Raw genomic sequence first — 21,186 nt, 5'->3', positions numbered from 1 at the left:
CGAACTCGCTTATCCCTTGCGGGTCTTGACCTCTTCGGTCAGGGCGGGAACGACGTCGAAGAGGTCGCCGACGACGCCGTAGTCGACGAGGTCGAAGATCGGCGCCTCGGCGTCCTTGTTGATCGCCACGATCGTCTTCGAGGTCTGCATACCCGCACGGTGCTGGATCGCGCCCGAGATACCGGAAGCGATGTACAGCTGCGGCGACACGGACTTGCCGGTCTGGCCGACCTGGTTGGAGTGCGGGTACCAACCGGCGTCGACCGCGGCGCGCGAGGCGCCGACGGCCGCACCCAGGGAGTCGGCGAGCGCCTCGATGACCGAGAAGTTCTCGGCACCGTTGACACCGCGGCCACCGGAGACCACGATCGCGGCCTCCGTCAGGTCCGGACGACCCGACGACTCACGGGCGGTGCGCGAGGTCACCTTCGTGCCCGTCGCCTGCTCCGAGAACGACACCGTCAGCGCCTCGACCGTGCCGGCCGCCGGAGCCGGCTCCACCGCGGCGGAGTTGGGCTTGACGGTGATGACCGGCGTGCCCTTCGACACTGTCGACTTGGTCGTGTACGAGGCGGCGAACACCGACTGCGTGGCGACCGGACCCGCGTCACCGGCCTCCAGGTCGACGGCGTCGGTGATGATGCCGGAACCGATCCGCAGCGCCAGACGCGCGGCGATCTCCTTGCCCTCCGCGGACGACGGCACCAGCACCGCGGCCGGCGAGACCGCCTCGTAGGCGGCCTGCAGCGCGTCGACCTTCGGCACGACCAGGTAGTCGGCGTACTCGCCGGCCTCGTGCGTGAGCACCTTCACCGCACCGTGCTCGGCCAGCGCGGCGGCGGTGTCACCGGCGCCGTTGCCGAGCGCGACGGCGACCGGGTCACCGATCCGGCGGGCCAGCGTCAGCAGCTCCAGGGTGGGCTTGCGGACGGCACCGTCCACGTGGTCGACAAAGACCAGAACTTCAGCCATGGGGATGTTCCAACTTCCGTGACGAGTGAGCGACTTGGTGACTAGATGAACTTCTGGCCCGCGAGGAACTCGGCGAGCTGCTTGCCGCCCTCGCCCTCGTCCTTGACGATCGTGCCCGCGGTCCGCGCCGGACGCTCATCGGCGGACGCCACCTTCGTCCAGGCACCCTCCAGACCCACCTGCTCGGCCTCGATGTCCAGGTCGTCCAGGTCCCACGCCTCGACCGGCTTCTTCTTCGCCGCCATGATCCCCTTGAACGAGGGGTAGCGGGCCTCACCGGACTGGTCCGTCACCGAGACAACGGCCGGGAGCTGCGCCTCGAGCTGCTCGGACGCGGTGTCACCGTCACGACGGCCCTTGACGACACCGTCCTCGACGGCGACCTCCGACAGCAGCGTCACCTGAGGCACACCCAGCCGCTCGGCGACCAGCGCCGGCACGATGCCCGCGGTGCCGTCCGTGGACGCCATACCGGAGACCACCAGGTCGAAGCCGGCCTTCTCGATCGCCTTCGCCAGCACCAGCGAGGTGCCGATCGCGTCCGTGCCGTGCAGGTCGTCGTCCTCCACGTGGATCGCCTTGTCCGCACCCATCGACAGCGCCTTGCGCAGCGCGTCCTTGGCGTCCTCCGGACCCACCGTCAACACGGTGATCTCCACGTCGTCAGCCTCGCCCTCGGAGTTCTCCGAGATCTGCAGCGCCTGCTCCACCGCATACTCGTCCAGCTCCGACAGCAGACCATCGACATCGTCACGGTCCAAGGTCAGGTCATCGGCGAAACCCCGGTCGCCCGTGGCGTCCGGCACGTACTTCACGGTGACAACGATCCTCAAGCTCACGCCGACTCCTCCACAGCCCTGCTGCCCTACTGCACTGGTCCAACTACTGCCGCCAACGTATGGCACTCAGTTCCCTCTGTAAAGGTACCTAGTGCCAAGGGTGCCGGTGCGGTGTTACGTTCCCGGCATGAGCGAGGCGCGCGAGGTCAACGGGTCACAGAAGAAGGCACCCATGCGGGAGGTGCTGGCCGAGGCGGCGTTCCAGTTGTTCCTGGAGCGTGGTTTCGAGCGGACGACCGTGGACGACATCGTGGCGCGGGCGGGTGTGGGGCGGCGGTCGTTCTTCCGCTACTTCCCGTCGAAGGAGGACGTGGTCTTCCCGGACCACGAGAGCTGCCTCGCCGACATGACGGCCTTTCTGGAGTCAGCGAGCGACGGGAGCGACGCCGTCGACGTGGTGTGCGACGCTGCCAGCCTGGTGCTGCGAATGTATGCCGCGAACCCCGAATTCTCCGTGCAGCGCTACCAGTTGACGCGTGAGGTGTCGGGGCTCCGGACGTACGAGCTGTCGGTCGTGCGGCGCTACGAGCGCACGCTCGCGGGGTACCTGCGACAGCGCTGGGCCGATGCCGCCGACGGTTCGCTGCGCGCCGAGGTGGTGGCCGCGTCCGTCGTCGCCGCGCACAACAACGGCCTGCGCTCCTGGCTGCGCAGGGGCGGCGAGGGCGACGCCGAGGAGGCGGTGGACCGCGCTCTGCGCCTCGTACGGCGGACATGGGGAGAGAGAACCGCAGGCGCGGTCGCGCCCGAGCCCCAAGAGGAGGACGTCGTCGTCATGGTGGCGACCAAGGGGGCCCCGATGTGGCGGGTCATCCAGCGCGTGGAGTCGGCGCTGCGGGACGGCTGAGAACGGAGCCCGAAGCAACTTGATGGTACTCAGTGTCTTTACCGGCTGGCACTGAGTGTCATACGCTGAGGGGGCGTCGAGGCACCGCCGCCCGGCGCGCGCCGGCGAGTGCGGGAGGCCGAAGGATGTCAGTGATGTCAGGGACGTTCACGAGCGGCATCGGTGTCATGGCGCCGAACGGTGTCGAGGGCGTCAGGAGTGCCCCGGGTGGCGCGGAGGCCGACGCGGGCTTCCCCTATCAACGCTGCCGCTGGTGTCGCACCCCGTCGTTCCGGCGGCTGCTGTGTCCGGTCTGCGCGTCGAGCGAGCTGAAGACCGAGCACAGCGCGGGCCCCGGCGTGGTGGTCCAGTCCCGCGTCGTCCACCGCGGCACCGGAGTCGCGCGCAACGAGGCACTCGTCCGCTTCCCCGAGGACTTCATCGTGCCCTGCCGCATCGTGGGGACTGCGCCGCACATGGTGTGGCTCGGTGCCACAGTCCGCCCCGTGGCCGACGCGGCCGCCGACTCCGGTGAGGTCCTCTTCGAGCTCGAGGACGACTTCACCGTCGACTACGACCTGCGCTGACGGTCTGTCACGACCTGCGCGGACTCCGGGTGTGCGGGCTTCACATGGCTCGCGCCCCCGACTTGATCGCCTCGCGGATCCGGTTGTACGTGCCGCAGCGGCACACGTTGCGGATCGCGTCGAGGTCCGCCTCCGTGATCTCACGGCCCTCGTCCCGCACCTTGCGCACCGTGGCGACGGCGGCCATGATCTGGCCCGGCTGGCAGTAGCCGCACTGTGCCACGTCCCGTTCGAGCCAGGCCTCCTGCATGGGGTGCAGCTCGCGGCCGACCGTGGCGGGCAGCCCCTCTATCGTCGTCACCTCGTCGTCCGGGCCGATCTGCGACACCGGCACCGAACACGGGTTGAACGCCTTGCCGTTGATGTGTGACGTGCAGGCCTGGCAGACGCCGAGGCCGCAGCCGTACTTGGGTCCGGTGACACCGAGCAGATCGCGCAGGACCCACAGCAGCCGCACGTCGTCCTCGGCCTCGACGGTGATCCGCTCGCCGTTCAGCGTGAAAGTGTGGCTCGGCATGGGGGTAACAGGTCTCCTCGGTAGTCAGGGGAAGCGGGAAGCCGGAAACGATGGGCCGGAAGCGGGGCGCGGTTCAGTACGCGCGGTCGAGTCCGTCCGTCGGTGACTGCGGTGTCGACGGCTCGCGCGGCAGCGGCTCGAACGCGAGCTCCGCGTGGTCGATGGGGAACCGTGTCGGCAGCGTGCCGGTCGCCCGCGCGTAGGCGCACGCGACGGCGGCGAAGGACGGAGCGACGCCCAACTCCCCGGCTCCAGAAGGCTTTTCGCCGGTGTTCGGCATCACGATGACCCGGAGTTCGGGCGGGGTGTTCCACTGCCGCGTGTAGAAGTAGTTGTCCCAGCTGCCCTCCAGCGGAAGGCCGTCCTCGATGTGCAGGCTGGAGGTGAGGGCCATGGCGAGTCCGTCGTTGAAGCAGCCCATCATCTGTGCGCCGAGACCCCGTGGGTTGATCGCGAACCCGGCGTCCACCACGATCAGCGCTTTGGTGACCCGCGGCCCCGTCACGCCGTCCCTGACCTTGCGGCCGACGGTCTCCGGCCGGCAGTCGATCTCCACGAGTACCGCGACGGCGCCCCGGTACTCGGTGTGCAGGGCGATTCCCTGCGCCACCCCGTCGGGCAGCGAGCGGCCCCAGTCACCCTCCGCGACCGCCTTGTCCAGGACCGCGTGCAGCCGCTCGTCCTTGAGGAACGAGCGCCGGAACTCCACCGGGTCCCGGTCCATCTTTCGCGCCAGCTGGTCCACCATCAGCTCGCGCGCGCACGCCACGTTCGGCGAGTAGATGTTGCGCATGCTGCCCGTCGCGAACTTGAGCGGCACCTCGCTGAGCAGCTGCGTGGTGACACCGAAGTCGTACGGGGTGGCCTGCGTGAGGGTGAAGATGGTCTCGGCGAAGGTGAGGTTGCCGGCGACGGGCAGCTTCGCGGCCGTCGACGTGATCATCTCGCCGAGCCCGTGCCCGAAGTCCGTCTGCGAACTGGCGTGCCGCTGCTCGTAGCTGAGGACTTCCTTTCCTGTGTACGTGGCGCGCACGCGCGAGACGGACATCGGGTGCGCGCGGCCGTGACGGAAGCTGTCGGTGCGCGACCAGGACAGCTTGACCGGCTTGCCCATCTTCTGCGAGATCTCCGCCGCCTCGGCCGCGACGTCGTGGAACAGATGCCGTCCGAACGAGCCGCCGCCCTCCACGACATGCACCGTCACCGCGTGCTGCGGCAGGCCGAGCCGCATCGCGATGTCGCGCTGGGCGACGATCGGGACCTTCAGGCTCGACCAGATCTCGGCCCGCCCGTCGCGCACATCGGCGATCGCGTTGTCCGGCTCCAGCGGGCTGTTGCTGGCGAACGCGAAGGTGAACTCGGCGTCGAGCTTCTTCGCCAGGACCGGTGGCACGATCATCGGGGGAGTGGCCGCCTTGAGCTTGCGTTCCACCGAATCGTCGGACTCGCCGTCGACGTCGCCGGGGCCCCAGTCGACGTCCAACTCCCGTAGGGCGTCGTTGCATTGGCCGAACGTCTCGCCGCGCACCGCGACGCCGTGCTTCAGCGCGGCCACGTCCGTGATGCCGGGCATCCGCCGCACCGTGTCCGCGTTGCGCACGGACCGTACGGTGCCGCCGAGCGTCGGCGGCCTGCACATCATGGTGGGCTTGGCGTCGGGCACCTGGTGGTCCATGCCGAACTTCTTGCGCCCGGTGACGGCCTCCAGCGCGTCGACGCGGTTCCGTGGTGTGCCGAGCACCTTGAACTCGGACCGCTCCTTCAACGGTGCCGCCGCCACCTGTACTGACTGTTCGCTCGCCGCCGCCTTCGCGAGGGAGCCGTACGCGGCGCGCTTCGCCGAGGAACCGGTGCCGTACGACACGACGCCCTCGTGCGTGGTGAGTTCGGAGGCAGCGACGCCCCACTGTCGCGCCGCCGTGGAGACCAGCCGCTGTCGGGCGAGGGCGGCCGCGGTGCGTACGGGGCGGTAGATGCTGCGCATCGAGTTGGAGCCGCCGGTGAGCTGGTTCATCAGCAACTCGGGGCGGGCGTCGGCCAGGGATACCCGCACCGCGTCGAGCGGCAGGTCCAACTCCTCCGCGATCATCATCGCCACGGCGGTGGTCATGCCCTGCCCGACCTCGGCCCGCGGGACCGCGAACGAAGCGGTGCCGTCCTCGTGGACGCGCACGGTGATCAGGCCCGCGGTCGGTGCCGCCGCGAGGTTCTGCATGTCACCGAGGTCGAAGAGCTCCTCCGGCTGCGCGGGCGAGGGCACCGCCGCCTCGGCCGCGGCCGGTTCCGCGGCGTCCAGGGCGAACCGGGCGCCCACCGCGAGCGTCGGCGCGGCCAGCAGATAGGCGAGCACTCTGCGCCGGCCCGGTGCGACGGACGTCGACGGTTCGTCGGATTGCGGTGAGCGACTCTGCTCGGCCATGGGGCGGTCCTCCGGAACGCGGGCGGGCGCTCGGGCGGGATCGGCCCGGCACCACCGCGGAGCCTGACACGCCGCACGCGCGCCCGACATGGACACGGCGCGTTCCTCGCCGCTGGTCCACAGGACCGTCACACTTGCCGCGCCTGCGCGCCTCAGTCGGCGGTCCCGGCCGCCTCCTCGGCGATCCGGTCGAACTGGGCGCCCATCGCCTCGGCCAGCGCCTGCGCTGCGGACAGCGGACGCACCATCACCATGAAGTCGTCGATGAGGCCGTCCTCGTCGAAGTGCAGGAAGTCGGCGCCGGTGATCTTACGGTCGCCGACCCGCGCCTCGAAGACGAGCGCGTGATCACGTCCGTCGGCGTCGCCGATCTCCCGCACGTAGCGGAAGTCCTCGAAGACGCGGGTGACGGCGCGCAGGATCGCCGCGGTGATCGCCTTGCCCGGGTAGGGCTTGAAGACGACCGGGCTGGTGAAGACCACGTCCTCGGCCAGCATGGCCTCGACCGCGTCGAGATCGTCCTTCTCCACGGCTGCACGGAAGGGGTGCATGCGTGCCTCCTCGATCCTGGGCTGCGCGCCCACAGGATTCATAGACAACGAGTTGAATAGGTGCGGGTGACAGTAATCGCATCGCTGTATTGTGTCCACATGTCGCTCAAGTACGCCGTCCTGTCCGCGCTGCTGGAAGGCGAGGCATCCGGATACGACCTGGCGAAGATCTTCGACGTGTCGGTGTCGAACTTCTGGGCGGCGACGCCCCAGCAGCTCTACCGCGAGCTGGACCGGCTGACCGCCGACGGTCTGATCGACGCGCGCGTCGTGCCGCAGGAGCGCAGGCCGAACAAGCGGATGTTCACGCTGTCCAAGGCCGGCCGCGCCGACCTGGCCGCGTTCACACAGCGGCAGCCCAAACCGCTCGCGCTGCGCGACGAACTCATGGTCAAGGTGCAGGCCGTCGACGTCGGTGAACTCGACGCCGTCCGCGCGCACATCGAGGAGCGCATGGACTGGGCGCGCGGGAAACTCGCCCGCTACGAGCGGGTGCGGCGGCATCTGCTCGGCGAGCTGGACGAGGAGGACTTCCTCGCCGACGGGGAGCGCGTCGGCCCGTATCTGACGCTGCTGCGCGGCATCTCCTTCGAGGAGGAGAACCTGCGCTGGGGGCGGCGCGTCCTGAAGATCCTGGAGCGGCGCGCCGCCCGCGCCGCTCAGCCCTCGCGCTGACCGGGGGCTTCGGGCTCCTTCAGCTGAAGCCCGTTCTCCCAGATCTTGTTGAGCGTCGTCACCAGCTTCTCGTACGGGATGCGCTGCCCGAGGACGAACACCAGGTACGCCATGCGGCTCACCATGACCGACAGGGCGTGCGCGGTCACCAGCGGGTCGAGGGCCGGGTCGGCCGCGCCGGAGTCCTGGAGGGACCGGATCAGCTTGGCGTTGCGGCGTGCGAACGCGTTGCCCCGCTCGATGCGGAGTTGCTTGAACGTCTCGTCGACCTGGGCGACCTGCTCGAAGAGCGCCATCAGACGGGCGTTCTTCTTGTAGGCGCGCAGGTATTCGCGGTTCGACGCGTCGATCATCTCGCGCGGATCGGTGATGCCGGTGCGCTCGCGCAGATGCGGGTGGAGCATCTCCTCCTGCACCTGCGCGACGAGCGCCTGGAAGACCTCTTCCTTGCTGTTGAAGTACGTGTAGAACGAGCCGGACGCGACGTGCGCGGCCTTGGAGATGTCCGTGATCCGGGCGTCGAGATACCCGTCGCGCTCGAACACCTCACGGGCGGCGACGACCAGCGCGTTGCGCGTGCGGACGCCGCGGGCGCTGCGCGGTGTGATGGGTTGCTTCTGTCCGCCGTCTGCGGCCGGGGCCTGAGCAGCCAACGCGGGTCCCTTCGCTCGTGTCACCAGCATTTCCGCGGCTGGTGGCTGCGGATCGTATCAGCCGACATCCGCGAGGAACTCCAGGAGAGCGGCGCTGACGGCACCGGCCCGCTCCTGCTGGATCCAGTGCCCCGCCCCGTCGAGCACGACGCTCCCGCGAAGATCGGTCAGCACCTCCTCCAGCCGGTCGGCGGGCATGAACCGTGCCACCGGGTCGGCGGATCCGGTGACGAACAGCGAAGGGCAGTCGATGGTGCGTCCGGCGAGGTGCTCCGTCAGTTCCCAGGTGCGGTCCATGTTCCGGTAGTAGTTGAGGCCGCCCGTGAACCCGGTGCGCTCGAACTCCTCGACGTAGTAGGCGAGTTCCTCCTCGCTCAGCCACGGCGCCGGCGGGAAGTTCTCGTCCGGGCGCTCCGCCCACTCGGCCGACCAGATCTCCCGCGTCACGAGCGTCCTGCGCACGTTCTGCGCGAGGGCGCGGTCGGCGGCGCCCGGCTCCTGGAACCACACCATGTAGAACGCGTCGCCGAGCCGCCGGCGCATCACGGGCAGCGGCGCCACGGGGGAGCGCGGCGCCGCCGGCACACTCATCCCCACCACGCCCCGCACCCGCTGCGGGTGCGCCAGGGCCAGCTGCCACACCACCTGCGCACCCCAGTCGTGCCCCACGAACACCGCGTCGTCCGCGCCCACGGCGTCGAGCAGCCCGACGAGGTCCGCGCAGACGGTGAGCGTGTCGTACGCGTCCGGGTCCGCGGGCCGTGAACTCCCGCCGAAGCCGCGCATGTCGGGGGCGAGCACCCGGTACCCCGCCGCGCCGAGCGCGAGCACCTGGTGTCGCCACGAGAAGGCCAGCTCCGGAAAGCCGTGGCAGAGCACCACCAGGGGCTTGTCGTGCTGGTCGCCATCCGCCGGACCGTGCTCGAAGACGCGCAGCGAGATCCCGTTCACCTCCACCTGCCGCGAGGTCACGCGCTTCCACTCGGTCACGGCTGCGGGGACACTCATGGGGGCGACTCCTCGATCTCGGCACCGGGTGACAACTTGAACAGTCCCTGTTCAAGGGCGTGTTCAAGGTATTGAAGTTGACGTTGGGTTCAAATATACAGGGGGCGGCCGCAGGGCCGCAGCGGTCGTGACATGTTCGGACGACGGAGGAGCCCCGCACGTGAATCCGCCCACCGCACAGCCCCGAAAAGGCGCCGAGGAGGCAGCCGCCGAGACACCTCCGGCGCGCGCGTCCGGCAAGCTGCTCGCAGCGGGACTCATCGGCAGTTCCATCGAGTGGTACGACTTCTTTCTCTACGGGACGGCCGCCGCGCTGGTCTTCCCGCACGTCTTCTTCCCCGACTCGTCGGCACTGACCGGCACCCTGCTCTCGTTCAGCACCTTCTGGGCGGGCTTCGTCGCCCGGCCGATCGGCGGTGTCGTCGCGGGTCACCTCGGCGACCGGCGCGGCCGCAAGGCGATGGTCGTCATCTCCATGGCGCTGATGGGCGCCTGCACCTTCCTGATCGGCTGCCTGCCGGGCGCGGGGGTCCTCGGCGCCGCGGCACCGCTGCTCCTGGTGCTGCTCCGCTTCGTGCAGGGCCTCGCCTGCGGCGCCCAGTGGGGCGGCATCGCGCTGCTGCTCACCGAGTCCGCGTCACCCAAACGCAAGGGGTACGCCGGCACCTTCGGGCAGATGGGTGTCTCGCTCGGGGTGTTCCTCGGCAACGGAGTCTTCCTGCTGGCGAGCGCGGTCACCTCGGACGAGGCGTTCATGAGCTGGGGGTGGCGCATCCCGTTCCTGGTGAGCGCCGTGCTGCTGCCCGTCGTGATGTACGTGCAGAACAAGGTGGAGGACTCGCCCGAGTTCCGGCGCATGGCCGAGCAGGCCGCCGCGAAGAGCGAGAAGGAGAAGGTGGCGCGGGCGCCCGTCGTCGAGGTGATCCGCTCAAGGTGGCGCACCGTGCTGCTCGCCGCGGGACTCCTCGCCGGCACCAACTGCCTCTTCTACATCAGCATCGCGGGCGTCATCAGCTACGCCTCCGAGCACCTCGGCCTCGACGAGGACTCCATCCTCCTGGTCGCGCTCCCGGTGACCGCGGTCGGCGCCCTGTTCGTGCTGTGGGCGGGGTGGCTGTCCGACCGGGTCGGCCGGCGGCCCGCCGTGCTCGTCGGGGCGGCCATCATCGCGCTGTGGGCGTTCCCCTACTTCTGGCTGGTCAACACCGGCTCACTGCTGTGGCTCGGCGTCGCCGTCCTGATCGGCGGGTTCGGCCAGTCCCTCACCTACGGGCCGCTCGCCGCCTACATCGGCGAACTCTTCGAACCGCGGGTGCGCTACTCCGGTGCCTCGCTCGCCTACCAGATCGCCGCCCTGACCATCAGCGGCGGCACCCCGCTCATCATGACCGCGATCATCGGCGGCACCGGCGGCACCACCTGGGTGTCCGTGTTCGTCGCGGTGATGGGCCTGCTCACGTTCGGCGCCGCCTGGGTGCTGCGTGAGACCAACCCGCGTGAGGTGCGGGAGGACCCGACAGCGGTGCCGGGTGCGCCCGCCGCCGTGGAAGTGGAAGGAGTGCGATCGTGACGACGACCGACCAGGACCTGGCGTACGCCGAGCGGCGCGGCGCGGTGACCGTCGTGACACTCAACCGTCCCGAGCGGCTCAACGCCTGGACCAACGATCTGGAGGACCGCTACTTCGCGCTGCTCGACGAGGCGGAGGCCGACCCCGAGGTGCGGGCGATCGTCGTGACCGGGGCGGGCCGCGGATTCTGCGCGGGCGCCGACATGGCGGAGCTGGCGCGGATCGGATCCGCCGACGCGTCGAGGGAGGAACGGCCGAAGAGGGAGCGGCCCCGCTGGTTCCCGCTGAGCCTGCGCAAGCCGCTGATCGGCGCGATCAACGGGGCGGCGGCGGGGCTCGGGTTCGTCGAGGCGCTGTACTTCGATGTGCGGTTCAGTACGCCCGACGCGAAGTTCACGACGTCGTTCGCCCGGCGGGGGCTGATCGCCGAGTACGGGGTGGCGTGGTTGCTGCCGCGGCTCGTGGGGCCCGCGCGGGCCGCGGACCTGCTGCTGTCGGGGCGGGTCGTGCGCGGCACGGAGGCGTACGAGATGGGGCTCGTGAACCGGGTCGTCGAGCGGGAGGGGCTGCTCGACGAGGCGGTCGCCTACGCCACGGAGCTGGCGACCTGGTCGTCACCGACGTCGATGAGCGTGATGAAGCAGCAGCTCAGCGAGGCGTTCGACACGGACTTCGACGTTGCGGCGCGGCGGGCGGAGGCGTTGATGGAGGAGTCGTTCGGGCGCCCCGACGCGGCGGAGGGTGTGCGCAGCTATATGGAGGGGCGGGAGCCGGGGTTTCGGTCGCTCGGGTCGGCCTGACGGAACGTTGCGGTCACCCGGTGTTGCGGTCTCGGGGCTCTGCCCCGGACCCCGCGCCTCAAACGCCGGCGGGGCTTGATCGCCGGGAACGATACTCGGAAAGGTTCGCATGTCCAACGCCTCCGTATCCGTCTGGTCCCATGCCGCCTCCGCCCCGGACCGCGTCGCGCTGCGCGGGGCCGGGGCGGGCGCATGGACGTACGGTCAGCTCTGCGAACGAGCCGCATCCGTACGGGAGTTGCTTGACGCGCACGACGTCGGGCCCGGTGACCGGGTGCTGCTCGTCGCGCCGTCCGTGCCCGAGTTCGCCATGGCGTACTACGGGGTCCTCGCCGCGGGCGCCATCGCGGTCACCGCGAACACCATGGCCACCGAGCGCGAGTTGACGTACATGGCGCGGGACGCCGACGTACGGCTCGTTCTGGCGTGGAGCGCGCTCGCCCCGGCGGCGCGGCGTGCGGCCGATGAACTCGGCGTACCGTTCCGGGAGTTGGAGGAGGGGCTGGCCGGCGTCGCGCCCGCCTCCGCCGTGCCCGAGCCGCTTCCCGTCGACCCCCACGACACCGCCGCGATCCTCTACACCTCCGGCACCACGGGCAGGCCCAAGGGTGCTCAGCTCACCCACGGCAATCTCGACTCGTGCGCCGCGATCTTCTGCGACATCCACGCCATCGGCGGCGAGGACCGCGCCGTCACCGGGCTTCCGCTCTTCCACGTTTTCGGGCAGGCCTGCGTGATGGGGACGACGATGCGCGCGGGCGGCTCGCTCACCCTGCTCGAACGGTTCGACGCCGACGCCATGACCGCGCTCATCCGGCGCGACCGGCCCACCTTCATCGCGGGCGTGCCGACCATGTGGAACGCCCTGCTGCGGGCGACCGACGACGCGGCGGCCGACTTCGCCTGCCTGCGTCTCGCCTCCTCCGGCGGGGCCTCCCTGCCCGTCGAGGTCATGCGGGCCTTCGAGGAACGGTTCGGGTGCACCATCGTCGAGGGATACGGCCTCACCGAGACCACCGGCGCCGGGACCTGCCACCTCGCGGGCGAACCGGCCACGCCGGGGACGGTCGGGCGCGCGCTGCCGGGCTGCGAGGTATCCGTGCGCGACGACGAGGGCGCCGAGCTGCCGCCGGGGGAGGTCGGCGAGGTGCACATCAAGGGCCCCGTCGTGATGAAGGGGTACTGGAACCGGCCCGACGCGACCGGCGAGGCCCTCGACGCCGACGGGTGGCTGCGCACCGGCGACCTCGGCTCCCTCGACACCGAAGGTGACCTGCGGATCGTCGACCGCAAGAAGGACCTCGTCATCCGCGGCGGCTACAACGTGTACCCGCGCGAGGTCGAGGAGGTGCTGTACGAGCATCCCGACATCGTCGAGGCCGCCGTCATCGGAGTGCCCGACCCGCACTACGGCGAAGAGGTCGCGGCCGTCGTCGCCCTGCGCCCCGGCGCCGCGCTCGACATCCACGCGCTGCGGACCTGGGCCAAGGAGCGGCTGTCCGCGTACAAGGTGCCCCATCTGCTCGCCGTGGTCGACGAGTTGCCGAAGGGAGCCACCGGAAAGATCCTCAAGCGCGCCATCGACCCCGCCACTGTCACGGGTGGCCAGGTGTGACCTCTCCGAGCTGTCCGGGAATCTCTAGAACTTGACGTCGGATTCAAGTACGGTGAGTGTCACGCACCGGGTGGGACGAAGGAAGCGAAGGAGCGGACAGCGGGATGTTGATCAACGACAAGGTCGCGATCGTGACCGGAGCCGCGGGAGGCATCGGCGCCGCCGTCGCCCAGCGCCTCCTCGAGGCCGGCGCCCGAGGTGTGCTGCTCACCGACCTCGACGCGGACCGCCTGGACGCGACCGTGCGGCGGCTCGCCGAGAGCCACGGGAAGCGCGTCGCGGGCCGGGCGGGGGACGCGGGTGACACCGAGCACCTGCGCGGCCTCATCGCGGCGGCCGAGGAGGGCTTCGGGCCCGTCGACCTCTACTTCGCCAACGCCGGGATCGGCGGCGGAGCGGGCCTCGAATCGAGCGAGGAGGAGTGGAGCCGCGCCCTCGACATCAACGTGATGGCGCATGTGCGCGCGGCGAAGCTCCTCGTGCCGGGCTGGGTGGAGCGAGGTGAGGGCTACTTCTTCTCCACCGCGTCGGCCGCGGGCCTGCTCACGCAGATCGGCTCGGCGACGTACTCCGTCAGCAAGCACGCCGCCGTCGCCTTCTCCGAATGGCTCTCGGTCACGTACGGGGACGAGGGGGTGCGCGTGAGCTGCCTGTGCCCGCAGGGCGTCGAGACCGAGCTGCTCATGGCGGGCACCCGCTCCTCCGACCCCACCGAGCAGGCCGCGGCCCGCGCCGTCCTCGACGCCGGGAACCTGCTCAAGCCGCTCGACGTCGCCGACGAGGTGGTGGCGGCCGTCGGGGACGAGCGCTTCCTCGTGCTGCCGCACCCGCAGGTGCTCGACTTCTACCGCCACAAGGGCAGCGATTACGACCGCTGGCTGCGCGGCATGCGCCGCTACCAGAAGTCCGTGCGATGACCGCGCGCAGCGCCGTCCTCTTCGACTTCGGCGGTGTCCTCACCACGAGCCTCATCGACGCCTTCGAGGAGCTGGGGCGCGAACTCACCGGTGAGCCCGGCCTGTTGCTGCGCCTGCTGACGCACGACAAGGAGAGTAGCACCCTGCTCGTCGAGCACGAGAAGGGACTCATCGGGCAGCGCGCCTTCGAGGAGGGCTTCGCGGCGCGGCTTCGCGCCCACGGCGCCGACGTCGAGGCACCCGGTCTCGTCACCCGCATGCAGGCGGGCCTGCGCCCCGACCCGGACATGGTCGCGCTTGTCGCCAAGCTGCGCGCCGACGGACACCGCGTCGGCCTGCTCTCCAACTCCCTCGGCGACGACTGCTACGCGGGCTTCGACCTGCCCGCGCTGTTCGACGCCGTCACCATCTCCGGCGAGATCGGCGTCCGCAAACCCTCGCGGCGCGCCTACGCCATCGCCTGCGAACGCCTCGGCGTCGCACCCGAACAGACCGTCATGGTCGACGACCTGGAACAGAACATCACGTCCGCGGCCCGCATCGGCATCGCCGGCGTCGTCCACCGCGACGCCGCCACGACCGCCGCAGAACTCGACCGCCTGCTGGGCCGGTCCAGCCGCGTGTGACACCGTACGTAAATACTTGGGAGGAACCACTCGTGTACGAACAGTCCGCCAGGGGCAAGGAATACCAGGACAAGCTGCTCGCCTTCATGGACGAGCACATCTACCCCGCCGAGGCGGTCTACGCCGCGCAGATGGCCGAGTCCGGCGACCCGCACTTCCACCCGCCGGTCATCGAGGAGCTGAAGACCGAGGCGAAGAAGCGCGGACTGTGGAACCTCTTCCACCCGCACCCCGAGTGGGGCCCCGGACTCACCAACCTCGAGTACGCGCCGCTCGCCGAGATCATGGGCCGCAGCGCGGGCCTGGCCCCCGAGGCCACGAACTGCAACGCGCCGGACACCGGCAACATGGAGGTCCTCACCCTCTTCGGGACCGAGGAGCACAAGGAGAAGTGGCTCAAGCCGCTCCTCAACGGTGAGATCGCCTCCGCGTTCGCCATGACCGAGCCCGCCGTGGCCAGTTCGGACGCCAGCAACATCCAGATGCGGATGGAGCGCGACGGCGACGACTACGTGCTCAACGGCCGCAAGTGGTGGACGTCCAACGCCCTGCACCCCAACTGCAAGGTCCTCATCGTCATGGGCAAGACGGACCCCGACGGGCCCGCCTTCCGCCAGCAGTCGATGATGGTCGTGCCGATCGACACCCCCGGTGTCACCATCGTGCGCGGACTGCCCGTCTTCGGCTACCAGGACCGCGAGGGCCACGCCGAGGTCCTGTTCGAGAACGTACGGGTCCCGGCCACCGCCCTGCTCTCCGGCGAGGGCGACGGCTTCATGATCAGCCAGGCCCGGCTCGGCCCCGGCCGCATCCACCACTGCATGCGCGCCATCGGCATGGCCGAGCGCGCCCTCGACCTGATGATCGACCGCGCCCAGGCCCGGACGACCTTCGGCTCCCCGGTCGCCGACCGCGGCAACATCCAGGACTGGATCGCCGAGGCCCGCATCGAGATCGACATGGCGCGGCTGCTCACGCTCAAGGCCGCGTACCTTATGGACACCGTCGGCAACAAGGAGGCGCGCACCGAGATCGCCGCGATCAAGGTCGCCGCGCCGAACGTCGCGCTCAAGATCGTCGACCGTGCCATCCAGGTGCACGGCGGTGGCGGCGTCTCCGACGACTTCCCGCTCGCCAGCATGTACGCGCACCTGCGCACGCTGCGCCTGGCCGACGGCCCCGACGAGGTGCACAAGCGGACCATCGCCCGGCGCGAGCTGCGTCGCCGGGACAAGGAACGGGGTGAGAAGTGACCTCTCCGGAGGCCTCTTTGCACGGACGGGTCGCGCTCGTCACCGGCGCGTCGCGAGGCATCGGCCTCGCGGCCGCCGGCGCCCTGCGCGACCGCGGCGCCCGCGTCGTCGTCACCTCCCGCGACGAGGACCGCGCCAAGGAAGCGGCGCGCCAACTCGGCGACGGCGTCGAGGGATTCGGGGCGCACGCCACCGACGAGGTCGCCGCGCGCGCCTGCGTCGAGCACGTCGTGGAGACGTACGGCCGCCTCGACATCCTCGTCAACAACGCCGGTACGAACCCGGCGTACGGGCCGATCGTCGACCAGGACCACGCGCGCTTCACCAAGACGATGGACGTCAACCTGTGGGCGCCGATCCTGTGGACGTCGCTCGCGGTGAACGCCTGGATGGGTGAACACGGCGGCTCGGTCGTCAACACGGCCTCGATCGGGGGACTTTCGGTCGCCAAGGACGTCGGCATCTACCACGTCTCGAAGGCCGCCCTCATCCACCTCACCAAGCACCTCGCCCTCGAACTCGGCCCCAAGGTACGGGTGAACGCGATCGCCCCCGGCATCGTCCGCACCCGCCTCGCCGAAGCGCTCTGGCAGGACAAGGAAGAGGTGGTCGCGGGCGCGACACCGCTCGGCCGGATCGGCGAACCCGAGGACATCGGCGAGGCCGTCGCCTTCCTCGCCGGTGAGGGCGCCCGCTGGATCACCGGGGAGACCCTCGTCGTGGACGGTGGCCAACTCGTCGGCTCGGGACCGCTGTAACGGCGTGATGGATGGGGGTGGTCCTCCAGGTGAAGCGTGCGCGAGGATGGGGGCATGACCGCGGCCCAGCGCGCCATGACCGAACTCGGGACATGGCCGACCCTGGTAAGTGGCCCGCCCCGGTGCTCGGTTGGGCACGCCTTTCGCGCGGCGGGCCACGACCTTGTGCACTTCCATGCCGATGACTGCGCCGATCTGTACCTGACCTCGCCGGTGGTGCAGCGGCTGCTTCCTCAACTCCGACACAACAGCGCCATCAGGGTGCAACCGGGCGCCTCCTGGATTACCGTGCTACTCGAATGCGACACGGATGTGCAGCTGTTGCTGAGTCTTGTGAGCGTCGCCCTGAAAGAACACGACGCGCACGCCTGCCCCTCACCTCCGTGTGACTGGGAGCGCGGTTAGCGGCCGACGGCGAGAGGCGAGCACGCAATGCGCAAGATCGTTTTCATGATGGGTGTGTCCCTCGACGGTCGGATGGAGGGCCCCGATCGGGAGATCGGCTGGCACCGCGTCGACGAGGAGCTGCACCAGCACATGAACGACGTGTGCCGCACCTTCGGCGGCATCCTCAGCGGACGCGTCACGCACGAGCTTATGGCCGACTTCTGGCCCACGGCGGACAAGGACCCCGAGGCCTCGCCGGCCGTCGTCGACTTCGCGGGCATCTGGCGCGCGGTGCCGAAGATCGTGTTCTCCCGGACGCTGAAGCCGGGGCCGGGGGAGTGGCACACCACCGTCATGCCGGAGGTCGTGCCCGAGGCGATCCGGGCGCTCAAGGAACAGCCCGGCGGCGACCTGGTCATCGACGGGGCGAACCTGGCGACGACGTTCCTGGAGCACGACCTCGTGGACGAGTTCCGGGTCTACATCCACCCGGTCCTGGTCGGTGCGGGCACCCCGATGTTCCACCCCCGCGAGACCTTCGCGGAGCGCGCGCTGCGCCTCACGGAGACCCACACGTTCGGGAACGGGGTCGTCCTGCTGCGGCACGAACGGGACCGCGGCTGACAGCCTGCGCGATATCGCCGTGGGCGAAGTGCGGGGCGCGGTCGTCGCGCGCCCTCGTACGGTGGGCGGATGAGTATCGAGGAGAGTCGACGCCCCCGGCCCGTTCCGGCCCAGGAGCCGCTGTGGCGCGACGTCGTCGGCGGGGTGCTGCGGCGGCGAAGGCGGGCGCAGGGACGGACGCTGCGGGAGGTGGCGGACGTCGCCGGGATCTCGATGCCCTACCTGTCGGAGGTCGAGCGCGGGCGCAAGGAGGCGTCGTCGGAGATGCTGGCCGCCGTGGCGGGAGCGCTCGGGCTTGGACTCGTCGACGTACTCGTCCTGGCGCAGGGGGAGTTGACGCAGGCGGTGCAGGCGGTGCAGGCGGTGCGGCCGGTCCGGCTGGTGTCCAGCACCGGCGTGACGACGTCCGGCCAGGGCGCGCGGGGCACCGTCTGTCTCGCCGCCTGAGCCGGGCTCAGCCCTCTTCGAGATGCCGCCGCAGCACAGGCACGTGGCTGTGCTCGATGTCCTTCACCGACGTCACGAGCGTCACCCGCCCGTGCCCGGCCAACTCCCGCACGTGGTCCACGAGTTCGGCGCGCTCCGGTTCGGCCAGCTCCGCCGCGTACCGCTCGGCGAACGTGTCGTACCGGTTTTCCTTGTCCTCGTGGTACCAGGAGCGCAGCTCCTTCGACGGCGCGATGTCCTTGATCCACTCGTCGACGTCGGCGCGCTCCTTCGAGATGCCGCGCGGCCAGAGCCGGTCGACGAGCAGACGCGTGCCGTCGGCCGGGGCGGCCGGATCGTAGACCCGGCGGACGGCGAACGGTCCGGAGCCATGGCCATGATGTGCGGTCATGTATCCATTGTGGCGCCTGAGTCATTCGTTCGGCCCCCGCGCGTTGGCGGAGCCCGGTGTTCCGTAGGGACAGTCGAGCATGACCCAAGCACCGTACGACCCGCAGACTCCCCACCGGACGCCCGGCGGCGACACCCCGCAAGGCGAGGGCCCGCTCGGCAGACTCGCGCGATCCGCCTGGCAGGCCGTGCTGCTCATGGGTGTCGCCTCGGTGATCCTCGGCGTGCTCGTCCTGGTCTGGCCGGGGGCGTCGCTGCGCGTGGCGGGCGTCCTGTTCGGCGTGTACCTGCTGGTGAGCGGCATCTTCCAGCTCGTCGCCGCGTTCGGCACGCACGCGACGGCGGGGATGCGCGTCATCGGCTTCATCAGCGGCGCCCTGTCCGTGCTGCTCGGCCTGTTCTGTTTCCGCGATGCGATGGAGTCGACGCTGCTGCTCGCCCTGTGGATCGGCATCGGCTGGCTGTTCCGCGGCATCACGCAGACCGTCGCCGCGGCCTCCGACCCAGCGATGCCCGCCCGCGGCTGGCAGATCTTCCTCGGCGTCGTCACCGCGCTCGCCGGGGTCGTCCTGATCGTGTCGCCGTTCGAGACCCTGGCGGTCCTCACGCTGGTCACCGGCATCTGGCTGCTCGTGGTCGGCGTCGTGGAGATCGGCTCGTCGTTCGCGGTGCGCAAGCGGGCGAAGGACATCCCCGCCGGGGTGTGACCGCGGCCGCAGGCACGGAGCGCATACGGCGAGGGCCCCGCTGGAGCAGCGGGGCCCTCTCCGTGTCCGAGGCCGGGGGAGCGGACGATCAGACGCCCACCGCCTCCTCCATCTCCTCTTCCAGTTCTTGGTCCTGTTCTTGCTCGTGCTCCCGTTGCCGGTCGCGCACGGCCGCCCGCTTGTGCTTGTGCGCGGGGGCGGGCTCCACGGCGGCCGGGGTGCCGCGCCGGCGCTCGGCGAGGCCCGCCACCGTGATCATGACGGCGCCCACGAGCAGCCAGGCCACGAGCGTCCAGATGTTGCGGGCCAGATCGTGTTGGCCGAAGTACAGGAGATCGCGCGCGCCCTCGACGTATCCGGCGCCGTTCCAGAAGCTGTGCAGGCCCGCGAAGAAGCCGTTCTGCAGCTCGGGTCGGAAGATCCCGCCGGAGCTGGTGAAGTTCAGCATCACGAACAGCACCATCACGCCGAGCGTCGTCCACTTCTTCAGGAACGTGTGCAGTCCCACGCCGATCAGCAGCACGCCCGCCGAGTACAGCCACGTCATGCCCCACAGACCCCACAGGTGGGTGTGCGCGAGGTGGAAGACGGGGCCCGCGAACGCCGCGCCGATCAGGCTGACCACGCCGGACGCGCCCACGACGAGCAGGGCGCGGGTGCGCATCCGCAGCGCCGCGCCCGCGCCGCCGATCACCGCGACCGAGGCGTACGAGCCGATGCTGACCGCCACGAGCAGGAAGAACAGACCCTGACCCGTCGGGTCGTCGTCCACCGGCGGCGCCACGTCTGTCACCTTCAGCGGTGCGCCCTGCTGGGCGGCGACCGGCGTGAAGACCTTCTCGACGGCGGAGACGGTGGTGTCGGACCCGGCCGAGGCGACGACCAGCTCGGGCTTGTCACCGAGTACGTAGGCGCCGTCGATGTCCCGGGTCTTGAGCTGGTCGACCGCGGTGGCGCGGGAGGCGAGCGTGCGGACGTCGAGCGCGTCGCCCGCCTTGTCCTTCACCGTCTGCGCGAAGACCTTCGCCTCCGGGCCCGAGCCGACGACGGCGATCGGCAGATGGTGCGGCTCCGGCGAGGCGAAGGCGCCGAGATAGGCGAGTCCCATGCCGACGCACATCAGGAGCGGGGTGAGCAGATGCGTCAGGACGTGACGCAGCGCCGGTTCGCGCGTGCCGCTCATGAGCAGGACCTCCACGGACGGATCAGGTTGGCTTTTACAACTCTTGGTGCAGTTGTACTCTACAACCATGAGGAGGGTCGAAAGTCCCCGAGCGGGTGTGACCATGGCCACCCGAGGCCGAAGCGGCAGGTCAGGCGGGGCGTGACAGAGGGTGGCCCGCGGCGGCGTGCGCCGGCGGAGGGGGCCTTTCCTCGCCGCCGTTCTCGTACGCCCGAAGGCGCTCGCGCAGCGCGTGCATGCGCAGGCTCGTCTCGTACAGATAGCGGACCTTAGTCCGCATCACCCACGGCTCGATCGGCTTCACCACGTAGTCGGCGACGCCGAGTTCGAAGGCCTTGGAGGCGAGCGCGGTGTCCTGGCCCGCACCGGTGATCAGCATGATCGGTATGTCCTGCGTCTGTTCCAGGCGCGACATGTAGTGCGCGACCTCGAATCCGCCGACGTCGGGCATGAGCACGTCGAGCAGGACCAGGCCGATGCCGCCGCGCAGCACCGCCTTGAGCGCGTCGTCCCCGCTCTTGGCCCGGTCGACCGGATAGCCGAGCGGGGCCAGCGCGCTCTCCATCGCGAAGAGGGTGTCGTCCCGGTCGTCGACGACGAGGATCCTCGGCCGTGCAGCGGTGGGCATCGCGGGGCACCTCCCCTCGTCGGCATCGACAGCATATGCCGGAATCGACGGGAGGGAAGAGCTCGCTCAGTCCTCTCCGCGCACCAGATTCCAGTCCGTGTCGCGGTCGTTCGCGCTACCGGAGGGCTCGCCTCCGTCGCGTCGCGCGGCCCGGCAGGTGCGGATCCTGCCCTTGACCTCGCGCTTGGTCTCCGCGGGGTGCGGAGCGCGCTCCTTTGTGTTCATGATCGGCTC

The 21,186-nt window shown here is 70.2% G+C and carries 25 protein-coding genes; 14 read left to right on the top strand and 11 right to left on the bottom strand.

Going from position 1 to position 21,186, the window contains the following annotated elements; translation table 11 throughout:
* Positions 1-9 precede the first annotated feature (9 nt).
* Both ACP4E5_RS03600 and ACP4E5_RS03595 read right to left on the bottom strand, forming a co-directional pair.
* Positions 10-972, bottom strand: a complete 963-nt coding sequence (locus tag ACP4E5_RS03600) for an electron transfer flavoprotein subunit alpha/FixB family protein (protein ID WP_425825227.1) — start codon at positions 970-972, stop codon at positions 10-12.
* Positions 973-1,013: 41 nt separating this feature from the next.
* A complete protein-coding gene (locus tag ACP4E5_RS03595) occupies positions 1,014-1,811 on the bottom strand; it encodes an electron transfer flavoprotein subunit beta/FixA family protein (RefSeq protein ID WP_425825226.1) in 798 nt (265 codons plus the stop codon).
* 127 nt (positions 1,812-1,938) lie between these two features.
* On the opposite strand from ACP4E5_RS03595, the gene ACP4E5_RS03590 reads away from it, so the two are divergent.
* Both ACP4E5_RS03590 and ACP4E5_RS03585 read left to right on the top strand, forming a co-directional pair.
* Complete coding sequence (locus ACP4E5_RS03590; RefSeq protein WP_425825225.1) at positions 1,939-2,658, top strand: TetR family transcriptional regulator; 720 nt, start codon at positions 1,939-1,941, stop codon at positions 2,656-2,658.
* A gap of 134 nt (positions 2,659-2,792) precedes the next feature.
* On the top strand, positions 2,793-3,224 hold the full coding sequence (locus ACP4E5_RS03585) for a Zn-ribbon domain-containing OB-fold protein (RefSeq protein ID WP_425825224.1): 432 nt from the start codon (positions 2,793-2,795) through the stop codon (positions 3,222-3,224).
* Positions 3,225-3,264: 40 nt separating this feature from the next.
* Here ACP4E5_RS03585 and ACP4E5_RS03580 read toward each other — a convergent pair whose 3' ends face one another.
* From ACP4E5_RS03580 to ACP4E5_RS03570, 3 genes are all read right to left on the bottom strand, one after another.
* On the bottom strand, positions 3,265-3,741 hold the full coding sequence (locus ACP4E5_RS03580) for a (2Fe-2S)-binding protein (protein ID WP_425825223.1): 477 nt from the start codon (positions 3,739-3,741) through the stop codon (positions 3,265-3,267).
* A 73-nt stretch (positions 3,742-3,814) separates the two neighbouring features.
* Entirely contained in the window at positions 3,815-6,160 is a 2,346-nt protein-coding gene (locus ACP4E5_RS03575) for a molybdopterin cofactor-binding domain-containing protein (protein ID WP_425825222.1), read from the bottom strand.
* Positions 6,161-6,312: 152 nt separating this feature from the next.
* The gene (locus ACP4E5_RS03570) at positions 6,313-6,711 is read right to left on the bottom strand and encodes a nuclear transport factor 2 family protein (protein ID WP_425825221.1); all 399 of its coding nucleotides are present in this window, start codon (positions 6,709-6,711) and stop codon (positions 6,313-6,315) included.
* A 99-nt stretch (positions 6,712-6,810) separates the two neighbouring features.
* Between ACP4E5_RS03570 and ACP4E5_RS03565 the strand changes: the two genes are divergently transcribed.
* Entirely contained in the window at positions 6,811-7,386 is a 576-nt protein-coding gene (locus ACP4E5_RS03565; RefSeq protein ID WP_425825220.1) for a PadR family transcriptional regulator, read from the top strand.
* On the opposite strand, the gene ACP4E5_RS03560 is transcribed toward ACP4E5_RS03565, so the two are convergent.
* The gene (locus tag ACP4E5_RS03560; RefSeq protein WP_425825219.1) at positions 7,371-8,063 is read right to left on the bottom strand and encodes a TetR/AcrR family transcriptional regulator; all 693 of its coding nucleotides are present in this window, start codon (positions 8,061-8,063) and stop codon (positions 7,371-7,373) included. The genes ACP4E5_RS03565 and ACP4E5_RS03560 overlap by 16 nt on opposite strands.
* A 33-nt stretch (positions 8,064-8,096) precedes the next feature.
* Positions 8,097-9,047 (bottom strand): alpha/beta fold hydrolase, encoded by a 951-nt coding sequence (locus ACP4E5_RS03555; protein WP_425825218.1) that lies wholly within the window; start codon positions 9,045-9,047, stop codon positions 8,097-8,099.
* A 160-nt stretch (positions 9,048-9,207) separates the two neighbouring features.
* Between ACP4E5_RS03555 and ACP4E5_RS03550 the strand changes: the two genes are divergently transcribed.
* The 10 genes from ACP4E5_RS03550 (at position 9,208) to ACP4E5_RS03505 (ending at position 18,044) form a co-directional block, all read left to right on the top strand.
* Positions 9,208-10,617: an MFS transporter gene (locus ACP4E5_RS03550; RefSeq protein ID WP_425825217.1), complete on the top strand. Its 1,410-nt coding sequence runs from the start codon at positions 9,208-9,210 to the stop codon at positions 10,615-10,617.
* Positions 10,614-11,417 carry an enoyl-CoA hydratase-related protein gene (locus ACP4E5_RS03545; protein WP_425825216.1) on the top strand — a complete coding sequence of 268 codons (804 nt, stop codon included), beginning with the start codon at positions 10,614-10,616 and terminating at the stop codon, positions 11,415-11,417. Before ACP4E5_RS03550 ends, ACP4E5_RS03545 begins: the two co-directional genes overlap by 4 nt.
* Before the next feature lie 109 nt (positions 11,418-11,526).
* Entirely contained in the window at positions 11,527-13,032 is a 1,506-nt protein-coding gene (locus ACP4E5_RS03540; RefSeq protein WP_425825215.1) for a long-chain-fatty-acid--CoA ligase, read from the top strand.
* A 104-nt stretch (positions 13,033-13,136) separates the two neighbouring features.
* A complete protein-coding gene (locus tag ACP4E5_RS03535; RefSeq protein WP_425825214.1) occupies positions 13,137-13,949 on the top strand; it encodes an SDR family oxidoreductase in 813 nt (270 codons plus the stop codon).
* Positions 13,946-14,575 carry an HAD family hydrolase gene (locus tag ACP4E5_RS03530; protein WP_425825213.1) on the top strand — a complete coding sequence of 210 codons (630 nt, stop codon included), beginning with the start codon at positions 13,946-13,948 and terminating at the stop codon, positions 14,573-14,575. Before ACP4E5_RS03535 ends, ACP4E5_RS03530 begins: the two co-directional genes overlap by 4 nt.
* Positions 14,576-14,607: 32 nt before the next feature.
* Positions 14,608-15,828: an acyl-CoA dehydrogenase family protein gene (locus tag ACP4E5_RS03525; RefSeq protein WP_425825212.1), complete on the top strand. Its 1,221-nt coding sequence runs from the start codon at positions 14,608-14,610 to the stop codon at positions 15,826-15,828.
* A complete protein-coding gene (locus ACP4E5_RS03520; protein ID WP_425825211.1) occupies positions 15,825-16,586 on the top strand; it encodes an SDR family oxidoreductase in 762 nt (253 codons plus the stop codon). The genes ACP4E5_RS03525 and ACP4E5_RS03520 overlap by 4 nt, the downstream gene beginning before the upstream one ends.
* Positions 16,587-16,640: 54 nt before the next feature.
* Positions 16,641-16,991: a luciferase domain-containing protein gene (locus ACP4E5_RS03515; protein ID WP_266724923.1), complete on the top strand. Its 351-nt coding sequence runs from the start codon at positions 16,641-16,643 to the stop codon at positions 16,989-16,991.
* A 27-nt stretch (positions 16,992-17,018) separates the two neighbouring features.
* The gene (locus ACP4E5_RS03510; RefSeq protein ID WP_425825210.1) at positions 17,019-17,597 is read left to right on the top strand and encodes a dihydrofolate reductase family protein; all 579 of its coding nucleotides are present in this window, start codon (positions 17,019-17,021) and stop codon (positions 17,595-17,597) included.
* A 69-nt stretch (positions 17,598-17,666) separates the two neighbouring features.
* A complete protein-coding gene (locus ACP4E5_RS03505) occupies positions 17,667-18,044 on the top strand; it encodes a helix-turn-helix domain-containing protein (RefSeq protein WP_425825209.1) in 378 nt (125 codons plus the stop codon).
* Positions 18,045-18,051: 7 nt separating this feature from the next.
* On the opposite strand, the gene ACP4E5_RS03500 is transcribed toward ACP4E5_RS03505, so the two are convergent.
* Positions 18,052-18,435, bottom strand: coding sequence for a DUF488 domain-containing protein (locus tag ACP4E5_RS03500; RefSeq protein WP_425825208.1), 384 nt, complete (start codon positions 18,433-18,435; stop codon positions 18,052-18,054).
* A gap of 79 nt (positions 18,436-18,514) precedes the next feature.
* Here ACP4E5_RS03500 and ACP4E5_RS03495 point away from each other — a divergent pair, with 79 nt between their 5' ends.
* Positions 18,515-19,141, top strand: coding sequence for an HdeD family acid-resistance protein (locus ACP4E5_RS03495; protein ID WP_425825207.1), 627 nt, complete (start codon positions 18,515-18,517; stop codon positions 19,139-19,141).
* Between the two features lie 88 nt (positions 19,142-19,229).
* On the opposite strand, the gene ACP4E5_RS03490 is transcribed toward ACP4E5_RS03495, so the two are convergent.
* From ACP4E5_RS03490 to ACP4E5_RS03480, 3 genes are all read right to left on the bottom strand, one after another.
* Complete coding sequence (locus ACP4E5_RS03490) at positions 19,230-20,324, bottom strand: ABC transporter permease (RefSeq protein WP_425825206.1); 1,095 nt, start codon at positions 20,322-20,324, stop codon at positions 19,230-19,232.
* A gap of 130 nt (positions 20,325-20,454) precedes the next feature.
* Positions 20,455-20,952, bottom strand: a complete 498-nt coding sequence (locus ACP4E5_RS03485) for a response regulator (RefSeq protein WP_425825205.1) — start codon at positions 20,950-20,952, stop codon at positions 20,455-20,457.
* A gap of 66 nt (positions 20,953-21,018) precedes the next feature.
* Entirely contained in the window at positions 21,019-21,177 is a 159-nt protein-coding gene (locus tag ACP4E5_RS03480; protein WP_425825204.1) for a hypothetical protein, read from the bottom strand.
* Positions 21,178-21,186: the final 9 nt, after the last annotated feature.

Source organism: Streptomyces fractus, assembly GCF_049844455.1.
Taxonomy (GTDB): domain Bacteria; phylum Actinomycetota; class Actinomycetes; order Streptomycetales; family Streptomycetaceae; genus Streptomyces; species Streptomyces fractus.
This window is presented reverse-complemented; position numbering and strand designations above follow the sequence as displayed.